This is a genomic window from Nostoc sp. (assembly GCF_036917675.1).
GTDB lineage: Bacteria > Cyanobacteriota > Cyanobacteriia > Cyanobacteriales > Nostocaceae > Nostoc.
In genome coordinates this window covers 247190-262501 of record NZ_JBALCT010000074.1, presented here as the reverse complement: position 1 = coordinate 262501, position 15312 = coordinate 247190, and the positions used below count along the sequence as shown (strand labels likewise).

The following is a 15312-nucleotide window of genomic DNA, read 5'->3' as shown; positions in this document are numbered from 1 at the left end:
CCAATTTGCTCAACTTGAGGATAACCTAGAAAGCAAGCAAACTTAATACACAAGTTTCAGTCGATCATCAGCCGGAGATTTTCAAGATGACAACTCCGCTATTTTGCCGCAATTACATCGATGGTCAATGGTTGAGTGCTGTAGAGGAAGCAACCCTAGAAAGTCGCAACCCTGCTGACAAAACCGAAGTTGTTGCCACATTTCCCCGTTCTCAAGCCAATGATGTAGATACAGCAGTAGCCGCCGCCCGTAAAGCCTACCGCAGTTGGCGCATAGTCCCAGCCCCAGCTAGGGCAGAATACATCTTTCGCGTTGGGGAAATATTACTCCAGCATAAAGAAGAACTTGCCCAGTTAATCAGTCGGGAAATGGGTAAACCTCTGACAGAAGCCAGGGGAGATGTGCAAGAAGGTATTGATTGCGCCTTTTACAGTGCTGGCGAAGGGCGGCGACTATTTGGGCAAACCACACCGTCGGAAATGTCCAATAAATTCGCCATGACTGTGCGGATGCCCATAGGAGTTTGTGCTTTAATTACTCCCTGGAATTTTCCAGTGGCAATTCCTTGCTGGAAAGCGATGCCAGCCTTGGTATGTGGCAATACAGTCATCCTCAAACCTGCCGAAGATACCTCCGCCTGTGCAACTAAATTGATTGAAATTTTCCAACAAGCAGGTTTACCACCAGGAGTAATTAACTTGGTGCATGGTGTGGGAGAAGAGGCGGGGAAGGCTTTAGTTGAGCATCCCAATGTAGATTTAGTATCGTTTACTGGTTCTTCAGAAATAGGTGCCTTTGTCGGCGCTACTTGCGGACGCACTCACAAGCGTGTCTGTCTGGAAATGGGTGGTAAAAATGCCCAAGTGGTGATGGAAGATGCGGATTTAGAACTTGCTCTCGATGGTGCGGTGTGGGGAGCATTTGGGACAACTGGCCAACGATGTACGGCTACTAGTCGGCTAATTTTGCATCATGAGATCAAAGAAAAATTTACTACCATGCTCTATGAGCGTACCAGTAAATTACGTTTGGGTGCTGGCACTGACCCGAATACAGATATTGGTCCGATTGTCAATGAAAAGCAACTCCAACAGGTGAGCAAGTATTTGGATATCGCCCGTGAGGAAGGAGCAAAGGTTTTAATTGGCGGAGAAATTGCTAGTGAAGGTTCATTGAAAAACGGTTACTTCTTTCAACCAACTATTTTGGATGATGTAACTCGTGATATGCGAGTTGCACGTGAAGAGATATTTGGGCCAGTGGTGGCATTGATTGAGGTTAGTTCTTTTGAGGAAGCGATCGCAATTCTCAACGATAGCAATTATGGTCTTTCTTCTTCAGTTTACACCCGCGATATCAATCGGGCTTTTACTGCCATGCGTGACATCGAAGCAGGTATCACCTATATTAACGGTCCTACTATTGGTGCAGAGGTACACTTGCCTTTTGGTGGTGTGAAACAAACCGGTAACGGACACCGGGAAGCTGGAACTACTGCAATGGATGTTTTCACAGAATGGAAAAGTGTCTATGTTGACTTTTCAGGAAGTTTACAACGCGCTCAGATAGATAACCGCAGTTAATTAGATGCAGTCATTCAGGGGGTAAAAGCACAATTAATTCTTCAAGGCGCTTCAATATACTGAATACTTGGTGTAGTTCTGAATCACGCTCAATTGATAGCGCATCAGAGCGTGCATACCAAGAATGTTCTTGTTGGATCAATTTGACAAAAACAAATTCCCTACCGTTGATTAGTAAACCAAAAGTCGGTTGTGCAGAATTTGGACAATCGAGCATATAAGCGAGTGCTTGAGGTAGGGCAATCATCACATCAAATTTACTACTTTTAGATTCAATGACAAGTACCCAAAAACGTTTTTGAATGACAAGAACATTAATATTTCCTTTAACGATAAAGCTCTCATCTTCAGCAGAAATTTCAACAGAAGTCTCGGTTTCGATCTCAAAAGGAAATTGATAAAACCCAGCTAAATCGAGTAAAGGGGACAGCACTACCATCTTTACGGCCTCTTCTGACATCAGACGGTGCTTATTCAAGTTTAAATAGTTGCTTTTTACTCGCGCGATCGCTTGCTTTTCACCATCAGTCAGAGTTGGTAAATCTTCTGTCCATTCTGTAAAGAAGTTGCTGTCTGTGGCAAGTTGCAAACCAAATTTTTCTTCTAATTCGTAAAGACTGATATCTCTAGCTGGGATTGTTTGAACCATAATCTAAAATCCTGAATAGAGTTGCCATGCCAACTTTGCTGCACCTACTATCCCAGCAAAATTGCCTAACTCTGCTGGCAAAATTTGTAATCCCACCCGTGATAAAGGTTGAACTCGCTTCTCAATTTCTGCCTTTACTGCTGGTAAGAAAAACTCAAAACTGCCACTTATACCGCCACCAATGACGATCGCTTGCGGTGTCAGAACATAAATCAAACTCGTCAAACCAATTCCCAAATTCTTACCATATTCTTGCCAAAAAGTCAATGCTGCGGCATCTCCTTCTTGGGCAAGAAAACCCAATTCGATGGGTTCCTTGAGAGTGCGGCGGCGAATTGCAGTCACACAGGCATATTGTTCCAAAGAGCCATGATTGCCACTATTACAAATTGGGCCATCGGGGTTCAATGAAATTAAACCCAATTCCCCAGCTGCGCCTTGATGTCCCACAAATAGTTTGCCATTGAGGATAATTGCGCCACCAACCCCAGTTCCTAAAGTTAGCAGAATTAGATTTTGAAAGTGGCGGCCGGCTCCTAGCCAAGCTTCTCCCAAAAGAGCGCAATTAGCATCATTAGCGATCGCAGTGGGCTTACCAGTTTTGGTTTCTAACCAGTCTGCTAAAGGCACATCGCGCCATCCAGGTAAGTTAATGGCGATTTTAGCAATGCGTCCGGTTGCATCGGCTGGGCCAGGAGTACCAACACCAATAGCAACAGTTTGATTATCTGGATCAATTTGAGCGATCGCATCTACGATCAGCGCCAGCACGGCCTCTGGTGTTGTCGGTTGAGGAGCCGCCACAATCAAAGATTGCAGACAAGTACCATCAGCTGTAAACCGCCCCAGCTTAATCGCTGTTCCCCCCACATCAATGCCAATTACTTGAGAAGTCACCATTTTGTCATTTGTCATTTGTCATTGGGCATTGAGCATTGGGCATTGGGAATGGGGCATTGGTGAACAGCTATTACTCATAACCCATTCCCTATTTTCCAGTTCAAAATCAACAATTCGTCAGGGTTTTAGGCAAATGTGTAGTTAGCCTTTTAGCATTTTGGCACGAAAAAAGTCTAAGTTTTCTGTCTTATTGGCTGTGAGCCTTAAATCAGCAACAGTCGTGGTGCGAAAACTCGATTGCTCCTGCCAAGCTGTAATTGGCGCACCTCGTAAGATGCCAGCAAGGGCAACGGAAAGGATAAACCCGCCAGTAGCGGCAGCAATTAACGTTAGGTTATCTTTCATCCAAATCTCTCTATTTTTATTTGTCATTAGTCATTTGTCATTTGTCCTTTGTCCAAAACCAATGACCAATGACAATTGACTACTTTCGGATTCTATTTTCTCTCCGTAATCGGGGATTGACAAATTCATTTAACCCCTCACCAAGTAGTGATAACCCTACTACCATAAATGTCATTGTTAAACCAGGGAAAAGCGCAGTCCACCAAATGCCAGTAGGTAGAGCTTCTAAGGCTTGTTTTAAATCATGTCCCCATTCTGGCACTTCTTCGGGAAGTCCTAGCCCCAAAAAACCCAAACCGCCCAATACTAGAATCGCATCAGCAGCGTTGAGCGTAAATAGGACGGGTACGCTTTGAATAACGTTGAAAAACAGATAACGAGAAAGCACAACCCAAGTAGAAGCGCCCATTGCTTGAGCAGCTTCGATAAACACTTCAGTTTTTACGCTCACCGTGTGGTTGCGAACAACGCGATAATATTGGGGGATGTAAGCAATGCTAATCGCGATCGCGGCATTTAATATCCCACGCCCCACCACAAACGCCAGCGTCACAGACAGCAGTAGCCCCGGTAGGGTGTAGATGCTATCCATAATAAACAACAAAACTTTATCCAATTTACCGCCGAGATAACCACTCAGCATCCCCAAAGGCACACCGATAATCATACTCAGCGATGTCGCCAAAATTACCACCAGCAAAGCAGCTTGAGCGCCGAACAATGTCCGGGAAAACACATCATAACCCAGGCGACTAGTACCAAACCAATGTTTAGCTGAGGGTGGCTCGTGAATTGGATTAGAGAGAAAATCTTTCGGGTTTTGCAGCCATCCCCAAGCCTGAAATACGGGAGCGAAGAATGCCAGGAAGATGAAAAATAGGGTAATGGCTAACCCGATGAGCATGAGTTTTTGGGAAAGATTGGAAGTTTTGCCGAACTGTAAAAAAGTCGGTAGTCGCCGTTTTGTAATGGCCATAGAGCGATCGCCTGGAGCAAAGCTTGATACGCTGACCATTTTACTTGAAATCTCCTAACTGGCTGCAACAACAGCGCGGTCATTTATTAATTTGCCATCTTCCATATAGACGATGCGATCGGCAATATCGAGAATGCGATTGTCATGAGTAACCAAGAGAATGGTACAATCCTGTTCTTTAGCTAGTTTTTGCATCAGGTTAACCACATCTCGTCCCGATTTACTGTCAAGGGCGGCGGTGGGTTCATCCGCTAAGACAATTTTAGGACGACCAACTAGGGCACGAGCGATCGCAACTCTTTGTTTTTGTCCCCCAGATAAATCATCAGGATAATAATTCAGGCGATTCCCTAATCCTACTTCCTCTAACATTTCGGCTGACCGAGTTTTCATTTCTGCTGACGAAATATTATTATGTACTTCCAAGCCCATTCTGACGTTCTGGAGTACTGTTAGGCTACCGTGCAAGTTGTGCGCTTGGAAAATATAACCGTTATTGCGTCGCGCTTGAGTAAGTTTTGTAGTGTTAGCGCCACACAGTTCTTGTCCCAATATCTGCAAACTGCCAGATTGTGCAGAACGCAAGCCGCCTGATAGGGTGAGAAGTGTAGTTTTACCAGAGCCAGAAGGCCCAGTCATAATAATAATTTCCCCAGCGTTAATATCCAGGTTGATATCAAAGAGAACTTGCTTACGAAGTTGACCATGACCAAAGTAGTGGTCGAGATTTTTAACAGAGATGACGGGAAGCATAGCAATTTTAGATTTTAGATTTTAGATTTTAAATTGGGAATTGTTAATTATCCCAATGCCCCTCATCAGTGCTGAGTTTTGAGTGCTGAGTGGGGAATCTCACTTTTTTACTCGGAACTCGGAAAAAAAGAACTGTTTTGCCCATGCCCCATGCCCAATGCCCAATGCCCAATGCCCATTTTCTAAAACATATCTGCGGGGTCGGCGGACTGTAATTTCCTAGTGGCGATCGCACCAGAAATTATGCACATAATCATAGTCAGCGTTAATACCGTCAAGGCTCGTGCTACGGTCATATAAAGTGGTAAATTGGTGGCATTACGAGTTAAATGATAAAGTCCTAAAGGTGCGATCGCTCCGGGAATAAAGCCCAAGATTGCCAAAATTATCGCCTCTTCAAACACCACACCTAATAAGTAGAGATTGTTATACCCCATTGCTTTGAATGTGGCATATTCTTTCATGTGGGAATTCACATCTGTAGAAAGAACTTGATAGACGATAATCACGCCTACCATAAACCCCATTCCTACACCCAAGCTGAAGATAAACCCAATCGCTGTATTTTTTTTCCAATAATCTGTTTCAAATTCGATAAATTCTGCTTTGGTCAACACTTTAACATCATCATCTAAATGAGATTTTAAAGCTGCTTTCACCTGTTTTAAGTCATAGCCTGGTTCTAGTTGAACCAAACCTAAACTGACACTGCTGGCTTCTCGCTTCGGAAATAGCCGCAAGAAATTCTGATCGCTGGTAATCAAATTCCCATCAGCCGCAAAGGAAGCCCCGATTGAAAATAAGCCGCTAATGGTAATCGTCCGGCGGTCAATTTCAGTCGTCACAGGTTTCCCTTGATCAACTTGAGCGATCGCTTCTTTATAATCTCCTCTGGAGGCGCGATCGAACAGGACGGTATCTGGTAGTTTCACCAGATTTATCTGGCTGTTCACATCCGCCAAATCAAACGCTTGCTTTTCAGGATTGATCCCGATAACTAGTACAGATGTCTTTTGCTGTGTTTGAGGATTCTTCCAATCGACAATGCTGATATACATTGCTTCTGCTGACTTCACCCCCTGTACATCCATTGCCTGATACAGTCGCCGCCGCGTAAAGGTGGACGCATTTAACACGTTACGAGCTTGAGGACTAATTAGGAAAATGTCAGCCTGTATACTATGATGCAGCTTAGTATTACTTTCAAACAAGGCAGTCTGAAACCCTAACTGCATGAACATGAGAACATCAGCGAAAGCAATGCCTCCCAATGCCACCAACAGACGGCTTTTTTCGTGACTCAGTTGCAGCCATCCCAGAGGGGTTCGCTGCCGCAGTTGTTGAATAAATCCAATCATAGTTTTATCACTGCCTTTACTTGCAGATTGGTAAACTTGGCAGCTTTGGCGCTAGAAGCCTGATCTAGTCGCACATGAACTTCCACTACTCTGCCGTCAATATTGCTGGAGGGGTCACTGTTGATCAGATTTTGTCGCTGCACCTGCATCCCCAGCCAATCGACGGTTCCCTGTAATTCTCCGGGGAGGGAATCGCTGATTACCTTTACTTGTTGCCCCGATCGCACTTTGTTAACATCACTTTGGTAAACTTCTGCGACTGCATACATCTGCTCGGTTTGACCTAGTTCTACAATCCCGTCACTAGAAACGGTTTCTCCGGCTCGTGTATTAATCTTCATGATTTGCCCCGCTTTGGGAGCGCGGACGTATGCCTGATCCAATTGCGCTTGCATTTTTGCCACAGTAGCTTGAACGCTATCTACCTCTGCTTGTCCGTTTGCAACATCTGTAGGACGAACTTCAGCCGTTTGGTTCAGGGTGGCTTTGGCTTCGTTAATCTGCTGTTGCAAGCTAGCGAGGGTTTGGCTACGGTTAGCTTTGGCTTCTTTAATCTGCTGTTCTAAAGTAGCGACAGTTCTTGTCTTATTAGCTTGGTTTTCGATTACCTGCTGAGTAGAAGTTTCTGCACTCAGACGTTTTTGATCGGCTTGCTGACTGGAAATTGCCCCTTCTTTGTATAAAGCATCATAGCGTTGCACTTCTACTTGAGCGTTCCGCTTTTCGGCTGCGACGCGATCCACCGTTGCTTGTAAACTCTGTCGTTGTCCTTGCAAGTCGGCTTCTAGGCGATCAATTGTGGCTTGCTGAATTTTGATATTTCCCTCTAGTTCGACTTGCAGACGGCTGACAGCAGCTTCCTTGGCTCCAATTTCTCCCTGTTTTGCTCCCGCTTTTACCTTATCAAGGCTGGATTTGGCAACTTGAACTTGTTTTTGAGCTTCAACCAAACTTGCTTGCAAGCGATCGCGACTGTCCATAATCGCAATTACCTGCCCAACCTTAACGCGATCGCCTTCTTTCACCAATAGTTTCTGAAGCAGACTTCCCTCAGTCGAAGTTGTTGCAGACAGTTTTATCACTTCTCCATTTGGTTCTAAGCGTCCCAATGCTGTGACTGTTTTTACAACTGGTTGAACAGCTACTGGCGCTGCTTGCTTTTCATTAGCGATCGCCTGAAACTTTAACACCGTATAAACACTAGCTCCACCTATTGCTAGCGATGCAATTATTGCTAGTGTTGTGGGCGATCGCAAAATATTTTGGGAAGACTTTAAATCTTCTAATTTCCAGTTCTGCACCATAGTGTTTACCTTTTACCATTAGTAAATCATACTAAACTGTCTAGTTCAATTTTATGCTAAACTAAACGGAGTAGTTTAGTCAAGAGCAGAAAGCTAAAATTCTCAATTTAACGCCGTGTGAAACTTTCTCTCAAACCTAACCCCCAACCCCTTCCCTTGTAGGGAAGGGGAGCAAGAATCAAAGCCTCTCTCCCTGTGGGGGAGAGGAATGGAAGCGGGGTTTTAAAAATAAGTTGCACATCGCGGCAATTTAATCAGTTTGCCTTCATTTCTGCACCAGAATGATTGCCACAGATGGGATTAATGACGTAGGGTAAATTGCCGCATCTATTAAAATTGTTTATAAGAGAGGATAATTAATAAATGGTACGCATTAAAACTGGCGAAGTTGATCGAGATCATTCCGTTGATAAAGTAGAGCAAATTCTGCAAGGGGCAATGCAGGAGTTCTTACAAAATGGCTATGCTGGTACAAGTATGGATCGGGTAGCAGTAGCGGCTGGTGTTTCTAAAGCGACAGTCTACAGCCATTTTCAAGATAAAGAAGGACTTTTTAAAGTACTGTTCGAGCAGTTGGCAAATCAGAAGTTTAACTCTCTCTTTGGCGCGGAACCTATGGAGGGAGAACCAAAAATCGTACTGCGCCAATTAGGAACCAAATTATTAGAACAAATGAATAACGACCAGGAAAACTGTGCATTTATGCGAGTGCTAATTGGGGAATCTGGTCGTTTTCCAGAATTAACTCAGATTTGTGTTCGGGCGATGATTAAACCAATGTTGGAAACGCTCAATCAATACTTGGCTGCTCACCTGGAACTGAATATAACTGACCCAGAGGCAACAGCGAGGATTTTTTTAGGTACATTAGTTAATTTTCATGTAACTCAAGATGTGATGCATGGGAAAGATATTATACCAATGGAAAGCGATCGCTTGATTAATGCTTTGACACACCTAATCACTAATTGCGCCGATTGATTGGTTATATCCCGGCGCTTGTTCGGTGGGAAGGTCAAAATAATTTATAATTGATAATTAATAATTATAATTCAGTGGTAGCTCACTACTCTCCACTGTCTTGTTGACCACTAAATTTTTGATTTAGTCTCAGCTGTTGTACAGTGTGTTTAATTATGAATTATGAATTAGTAATTATTTGGTCAAATGCATCCTCCAGCGATCGCCAGATTAACTAAGCAGGAATAACTTGAACAATTAGTGAGCGTTTATCCAGGGACTGGATTTTACCCACTTGACTGAGATCCTTTGCAATCCGGTCTAGCAAGTCTCCCGCTTGGTCACGATATTGATGTTCTCGGCCTCGTAAACGAATGGCAAACTTCACTGAATCGCCTTTACTCAACCACTGAACTGCTTTCTCAATGCGTAAATTGTAATCAGCCACACCCACGTTTAGACCGAACCGAACTTCTTTTACCGTGGGTCTAGCACTCTGGCTCTGACGTTTTTTCTTTTGATACTGAAGCTTGCCATAGTTGAGAATCTTGGCAATTGGAGCGTCTTTGCCTTCGGAAACTACAACTAAGTCAAGCTCTAAGCTTTCGGCTAGCTGTAGCGCCTCATTGGTGTCGATCAGACCACGATTGTTATTCTCATGGTCAATCAAGAACACATGAGGTGACTTGATTTGCGAATTAATCAGTTGCTTTTGGATTGCGATAATGAATTTCTCCTAATTGTTCAACACTTTACTTTGCAAGCAAGTAATGCTATTGCTAATTTAACACAACACTGAATCAGAGCAACTTTAACGACACAATGGACTGCAATCTGTTAGAATGCAGAACTGCGGCACACGCTCTCAGTCTTCGCGCTACTGCCCATCTAGACTTTCAATGATAGTTTATCCGTCCGCCTAAGACTGACGCCATCATTGGCGACAGGCCGATGTTATTTTTGGAGTTTTATGTCTTTTTCTAATCTCGGCTTGTCCAATGAAATTATTCGTGCCGTTACGGAGCGAGGGTACACCGAACCCACGCCAATTCAGATGCAGGCGATTCCTGCCGTCCTGTTGGGTAAGGATTTGCTAGCTGGGGCACAAACTGGCACTGGAAAGACCGCTAGTTTTACCCTGCCGTTGCTGCATCGGTTGTCATCTGACAAGAGCAAAGGTACGTCTAATGGATACCCGCCGATTCGGGCGCTAATTCTCACCCCGACTCGTGAACTTGCCGCCCAGGTGGAAGAAAGCGTGCGCGAGTACGGCAAGTATTTGAAGCTCAACTCGATGGTGATATTTGGCGGAGTCAGTATTCATCTGCAAAAACAGCGTTTGAAAGGCCGAGTGGATATCTTGGTTGCGACTCCAGGGCGACTGCTAGACCACGTACACCAGGGTACAGTGAACCTGTCACAAATTGAGGTTTTGGTGCTGGATGAAGCAGATCGGATGCTGGACATGGGGTTTATTAATGATATTCGCCGCATCCTCGCGCTTCTGCCCAAACAGCGACAAAACTTGCTATTCTTCGCTACTTTCTCGGACAAAATTAAGGCACTGGCCGCAGGGTTGCTGAATCACCCGACGATGATTGAGGTAGCACGCCGCAACGTTACCGCCGACACGATCGCCCAAAAAGTTTATCAGGTAGACCGTGACAAGAAACGCCAATTACTTGCTCACCTAATTCGGCGAGATAGTTGGTATCAAGTGCTAGTGTTCACTCGTACTAAGTATGGCGCTGACCGATTGGTTAAGCAGTTGGGCGAAGACCGGATTCAAGCACTGGCAATCCACGGTAATAAGAGCCAGCCAGCCCGTACCAACGCTCTGACAAAGTTCAAGAATGGCAGCTTACAGGTATTGGTGGCGACGGACATTGCTGCTAGGGGTCTTGACATCAGCGAATTGCCCCATGTAGTCAACTTCGATCTGCCCAATGTACCGGAGGATTATGTTCATCGCATTGGGCGCACTGGTCGCGCTGGGGCATCAGGTGAAGCTGTATCGCTGGTATGCGTTGATGAAAACCATTTATTGACAGATATCGAAAAACTGATCGAGCAACGCTTACCGAGGGAAGTAGTCGCTGGCTTTAGCCCCAACCCCGACATTGAGCCAGAACCAATCCCAAATGGACGCCAACATAGAGCCAAGCCTGGTGGTGATAAGCGCCCAGCCCGTACTCCTAAACCGTTACCACAGACATCAGCTAAACGTAGAGTAGCGCCACCTGCTATGAATGGCGATAAGCCTGGTTCACGCCGTTCTGCTAAACGCGATCGCTAATCTTTGTTAGCTGTCTAACTGGAAAGCCTCTCTCCTAAGATGCTACGGTGTACACACAAATCGAAAAAAGCTCAATTTCCCATTATTCTCTCGTTTATCTCGTTCCTATGCTCTGCATGGGAATGCCTGATTAGGGGCTGTTGCCTCCAGTCAGATATTGAGTCAGAGACTCAATGAATGCATTCCCAGTCTCCGACTGGGAACGAGGAAACAATTCGTAAGTGCAAAGCTACAGCAACTCTGTGATGGAAAATAACCGTTGTCGGTCTATTTGCTGAAGCTTGATTTTTTCGGCGTAGAAAGCCTGATAATAAAATTCATAGCGCTCTGGTTCAGCTTCTGGATCAGTTTGTTGCCATAATTCCAAAAAGTGACGATAGCGTTTTTCGAGCATCACCAAATCCATGCAAGCGATCGCAGCTTGAACCACTTGCGGAGTCCGAAGTATTTCTTTCTTCCATTTCTCGTTCAGATGAAATAGATGCGACACTAATCCCAATTCTTCAGAGGATTCTAGGTATCTGTTTTGCAAACTTGATATTAAATCTAGCTGTTCCACCGTTGTTTCTAAAATCTGTTGCCATAAAAATCGGTGATGGGAAAGGCTAAATTGCAAATCTCGTTCTTCTAGTTCGGCAATAATCGCTTGACGCTGTTCAGGACAATGTAAGTAAATCCTGAGTAATAAGGCTTCTGCGTGTTCTAAAAGACTGCGTTCTGTAGGGAGTGGAGAGTGGGAAACTTTGCCACCTCCCCATGCTTTCTTCGCTGATACGGGCTTAGAGTATGTAGCCGCAACCGGAGCAATTTGAGTTAGCAGATTTTCAACTCGTAGGGGTATAAGTCTGGTATCTCCCAAGCTGAGTATTTCTGCACAGTAAGAAACGTAATAGTTGCGTGTATCGCTGTTAGCTATATTTTTAAGTAATTTAACTAATTGCTGAGTTACTTGCTGAAAATCGGTAGCCTGTCTTAAGTCGCGGTCTTTAATAATTTCTTGAATCTGCCAGTCTAGCCAAAGTGGGGCATTTTTTAGCAGTTCTCCATAATCTTCTGGAGTGTGGCTGTGCAAGTATTCATCAGCATCTTTACCATCGGGTAAATTGAGAATTTTTAGCTGAACTTCGCCTTTATATGCGAGTTCGGCAATTTCACCGATCGCCCGTTCGGCGGCATTGGTTCCGGCTTTATCAGCATCAAAGTTGAGTACTAATTGTTTCGATTCGGTGTAGCGTAATATTAACCGGACTTGTTCTAAGCTTAAGGCAGTACCGAGAGAGGCGATCGCGTTATTAATCCCAGCAGCGTGGAGAGCGATCGCATCAAAATATCCCTCTACCACCACCGCTTGATCGAGTTGAGAAATCCCACCTTTAGCTTGATCGAGGGCAAATAATGTTTTACCTTTACTAAAAAGTTCCGTTTCTGGTGAATTCAGATATTTAGGTTGTTCATCCGTCAGGGTTCTACCACCAAAGGCAATGACGCGCCCTTGGACATCGCGGATGGGAATCATTAAGCGATCGCGGAATACATCATAATAACCGCCCCCTTCCTTGCGTGGCTTAATCAATCCCGCTTTTTCTAGTATTTGCGCTGGGTAATGTTTATCTTCCACTAGATAACGATGGAGAGTTTCCCAACCTGCGGGAGCGTAACCTAAACCAAATTGTTGTATAGTTTCTTCTTTAAGTTTGCGGTTAGATTGCAAATATTGAATTGCTTTTTGCCCTTGGGATTGTCTCAGGGCGTGTTGATAAAACTGTGCGGACATTGCCAGAACTTCATACAACTGCTCACGCAAAGATAGCCGACGCTGTAATTCTTGGCGTTGTTCGGGTTCTAAGGTTTGCACAGGTACTTGGTAACGCCGTGCTAAATCCAGCACCACATCAGTAAAAGAACGCTTTCCCAACTCCATGACAAACTTAATGGCATTTCCCCCAGCTTCACAGCCGAAGCAATAGTACATTTGCTTGGTTTGGCTGACGGTGAAGCTAGGAGATTTTTCATCATGGAAGGGGCACAAACCGACAAAATCCTTGCCACGTTTGCGTAAAACTACGTATTCCGAGACGACATCTACAATATCAGCTCGTAGTTTAACTTCCTCAATTGTGTCTGGGTGCAAGCGGGGGATTTGCATGGCTTTGTCATTAGTCATTGGTCATTGGTCATTGGTCATGAACTTTGGAGAAATAACAAAGGACAAATGACTTCTGATCGCTATTATATTCTTGTTGCTAGACCAAGCATGATGTATAGAATTGCTTACACTTAATTTTATCAGAGGAAATACTGAAAATGGGACGTATTTTTATATCGGCGGCTCATGGAGGCAAAGAAACTAGAGGAATCGATACAGGTGCGATCGCAGGTGGTACAACTGAAGCTAAAGAAATGATTCTGCTGCGGGATTTGATTGTCACGGAACTAAGAGCGCGGAATTTGGAAATTTTGGCGGTTCCTGATGACTTGAGTGCCGCTCAAACTATCACCTGGATCAATTCTCGCGGCCGCCGGGGTGATATCGCCCTAGAAATTCAATCTGATGCGGCTAACAGCCCTTCTGTGCGTGGGGCTAGCGTCTTCTACATTGCTAATAATAGCGATCGCAAGAGTAATGCTGAACAGTTGCAAATGGGGTTATTACGCCGCGTACCCCAATTACCGAATCGGGGAGTCAAGCCAGATACAGATAGTGGATTGGGTAGTTTAGCATTCTGTCGCCAGACAACCCTTCCGGCTTTGGTGATGCAAGTGGGGTTTCTCAGCAATCCAGAGGATCGGGCTTTGCTGCAAACTCGTCGCCGCGATTTTGCTTTGGGAATTGTCGATGGATTAGTAAATTGGAGTCGTGTGATTGACCCCACTCCTGGAACTCCGGCGGAACTGAATTATCCGGCAATTAATATTAATATTAATGGGCAAAGTTACTCAGAGCAAGGGGTTTTAGTTAATGGTAATGCTTACATCCCCATTGATTTAGTAGACATTTTACGGATTGACCTTTCCAAAGCAGCTAATGTCAATCGGATTACCTATCACAAAATAGTTTATGTCAAAGCGATCGAACTGCGAGATTTTAAGATTGCAGTTAGTTGGGATGCTGCAACTCATACTGTCAGCTTGCGCTCGAATTTGACCGTTTGCCCTGGTCAATTTGACCGAGTGATGTCGAATGGTAATACTTCAGAAGTACAGTTACAATTATTCCTCAAAAACAATAATGAAAATGCTTTGGTAAAGTTTCCTGACATCCCAAAACTTTATCGGGAAGAAGCAGGTATTGAGGGAGTAAACTATGATATTGCCTTTTGCCAAATGTGTGTAGAAACTGGATTTTTACGGTTTGGTGGTGATATTAAACCTGAGCAAAATAACTTTGCTGGCTTAGGTGCGATCGGTGGTGGTTCGGAGGCTGCATCTTTTCCAAGTGCCAGAATTGGTGTCAGGGCACACGTCCAACATTTGAAGGCTTACGCCAGTCTAGAACCTTTGGTACAAGAAGTAGTAGATCCCAGGTTTCGCTTTGTCACACGCGGGATTGCAACATTAATTGATCAGCTATCAGGGCGGTGGTCAGCAGATTTGGATTATGGTACGAAGATTTCCGCAATGCTCAAACGATTATATGAATCAGCAGGACTTCTTTAACTAAAGAAGCCCAAACACGCTTACCCATTGGTCGAGGTCGCTTAGTTTTTGTCAAGCCTGAAGAAGATTTGGTACCATTGTATGTATTTGATGCTGACGCAATCAAGCGAACAATTACTTATGGTTGCGAAATTCCTCGAGCTTGCCAGTGCCAAGACTCATGGGAATTAATTCTCCATCTACCAATTCATATTGGGTATCGGTGCCATCGTTATAATTGAGATACTCTGCAAAAGTAACTTTTTTGGTGGTTGTAGTCATAGCGATACCTACGGCGGGCTGCGCCTACGCAATACTCATTAATGACTTATATCATGTCCAGGTAATTAGTTGTGATTCCTATAGTCATTGCACCCCACACGCCAGATGCTCCACTTGGGGAGACCCCTCTGAGCGCTGGCTCCCCTTAATCCCCTAAGAGCTCTTCGGGAGGGGAGACAAAACGCAGATTTGCCGGGGTGGGGTTCTTCGGGTTTAATAAGTAATCAAGCGGACATGATATTAATACAGTTATTCTACGCTCAGACCAAA

The 15312-nt window shown here is 44.5% G+C and carries 14 protein-coding genes; 4 read left to right on the top strand and 10 right to left on the bottom strand.

Features of this window, described 5'->3' with window-relative positions:
• Window positions 1–86 precede the first annotated feature (86 nt).
• Window positions 87–1583 carry an aldehyde dehydrogenase family protein gene (locus V7K31_RS30750; protein ID WP_335100190.1) on the top strand — a complete coding sequence of 499 codons (1497 nt, stop codon included), beginning with the start codon at window positions 87–89 and terminating at the stop codon, window positions 1581–1583.
• A gap of 10 nt (window positions 1584–1593) precedes the next feature.
• Here the strand turns inward: V7K31_RS30750 and V7K31_RS30745 are convergent, their stop codons facing one another.
• From V7K31_RS30745 to V7K31_RS30715, 7 genes are all read right to left on the bottom strand, one after another.
• Window positions 1594–2232 (bottom strand): type I restriction endonuclease subunit R, encoded by a 639-nt coding sequence (locus tag V7K31_RS30745; RefSeq protein ID WP_335100188.1) that lies wholly within the window; start codon window positions 2230–2232, stop codon window positions 1594–1596.
• 3 nt (window positions 2233–2235) lie between these two features.
• The gene (locus tag V7K31_RS30740; RefSeq protein ID WP_335100561.1) at window positions 2236–3132 is read right to left on the bottom strand and encodes an ROK family protein; all 897 of its coding nucleotides are present in this window, start codon (window positions 3130–3132) and stop codon (window positions 2236–2238) included.
• A 141-nt stretch (window positions 3133–3273) separates the two neighbouring features.
• Window positions 3274–3504 carry a hypothetical protein gene (locus V7K31_RS30735; protein WP_442941422.1) on the bottom strand — a complete coding sequence of 77 codons (231 nt, stop codon included), beginning with the start codon at window positions 3502–3504 and terminating at the stop codon, window positions 3274–3276.
• Window positions 3505–3556: 52 nt separating this feature from the next.
• Entirely contained in the window at window positions 3557–4453 is an 897-nt protein-coding gene (locus V7K31_RS30730; protein WP_335100557.1) for an ABC transporter permease, read from the bottom strand.
• A gap of 54 nt (window positions 4454–4507) precedes the next feature.
• Window positions 4508–5206: a DevA family ABC transporter ATP-binding protein gene (locus V7K31_RS30725; RefSeq protein ID WP_334947780.1), complete on the bottom strand. Its 699-nt coding sequence runs from the start codon at window positions 5204–5206 to the stop codon at window positions 4508–4510.
• Window positions 5207–5388: 182 nt separating this feature from the next.
• Window positions 5389–6564, bottom strand: a complete 1176-nt coding sequence (devC, locus tag V7K31_RS30720) for an ABC transporter permease DevC (RefSeq protein ID WP_335100186.1) — start codon at window positions 6562–6564, stop codon at window positions 5389–5391.
• A complete protein-coding gene (locus V7K31_RS30715) occupies window positions 6561–7868 on the bottom strand; it encodes an HlyD family efflux transporter periplasmic adaptor subunit (protein WP_335100184.1) in 1308 nt (435 codons plus the stop codon). The genes devC and V7K31_RS30715 overlap by 4 nt, the downstream gene beginning before the upstream one ends.
• 363 nt (window positions 7869–8231) lie before the next feature.
• Between V7K31_RS30715 and V7K31_RS30710 the strand changes: the two genes are divergently transcribed.
• Window positions 8232–8849 (top strand): TetR/AcrR family transcriptional regulator, encoded by a 618-nt coding sequence (locus V7K31_RS30710; RefSeq protein WP_335100182.1) that lies wholly within the window; start codon window positions 8232–8234, stop codon window positions 8847–8849.
• A gap of 214 nt (window positions 8850–9063) precedes the next feature.
• Here the strand turns inward: V7K31_RS30710 and infC are convergent, their stop codons facing one another.
• Window positions 9064–9531: a translation initiation factor IF-3 gene (gene infC / locus V7K31_RS30705; RefSeq protein WP_334831108.1), complete on the bottom strand. Its 468-nt coding sequence runs from the start codon at window positions 9529–9531 to the stop codon at window positions 9064–9066.
• 267 nt (window positions 9532–9798) lie between these two features.
• Here infC and V7K31_RS30700 point away from each other — a divergent pair, with 267 nt between their 5' ends.
• Window positions 9799–11124, top strand: coding sequence for a DEAD/DEAH box helicase (locus V7K31_RS30700; RefSeq protein WP_335100180.1), 1326 nt, complete (start codon window positions 9799–9801; stop codon window positions 11122–11124).
• Between the two features lie 229 nt (window positions 11125–11353).
• On the opposite strand, the gene dnaG is transcribed toward V7K31_RS30700, so the two are convergent.
• Window positions 11354–13270 carry a DNA primase gene (gene dnaG / locus V7K31_RS30695; RefSeq protein ID WP_335100555.1) on the bottom strand — a complete coding sequence of 639 codons (1917 nt, stop codon included), beginning with the start codon at window positions 13268–13270 and terminating at the stop codon, window positions 11354–11356.
• Between the two features lie 158 nt (window positions 13271–13428).
• Here dnaG and tftA point away from each other — a divergent pair, with 158 nt between their 5' ends.
• On the top strand, window positions 13429–14781 hold the full coding sequence (gene tftA / locus V7K31_RS30690; protein ID WP_335100178.1) for a hormogonium tapered terminus morphoprotein TftA: 1353 nt from the start codon (window positions 13429–13431) through the stop codon (window positions 14779–14781).
• Window positions 14782–14895: 114 nt separating this feature from the next.
• Here tftA and V7K31_RS30685 read toward each other — a convergent pair whose 3' ends face one another.
• Window positions 14896–15042, bottom strand: a complete 147-nt coding sequence (locus V7K31_RS30685; RefSeq protein ID WP_442941420.1) for a hypothetical protein — start codon at window positions 15040–15042, stop codon at window positions 14896–14898.
• Window positions 15043–15312 lie beyond the last annotated feature (270 nt).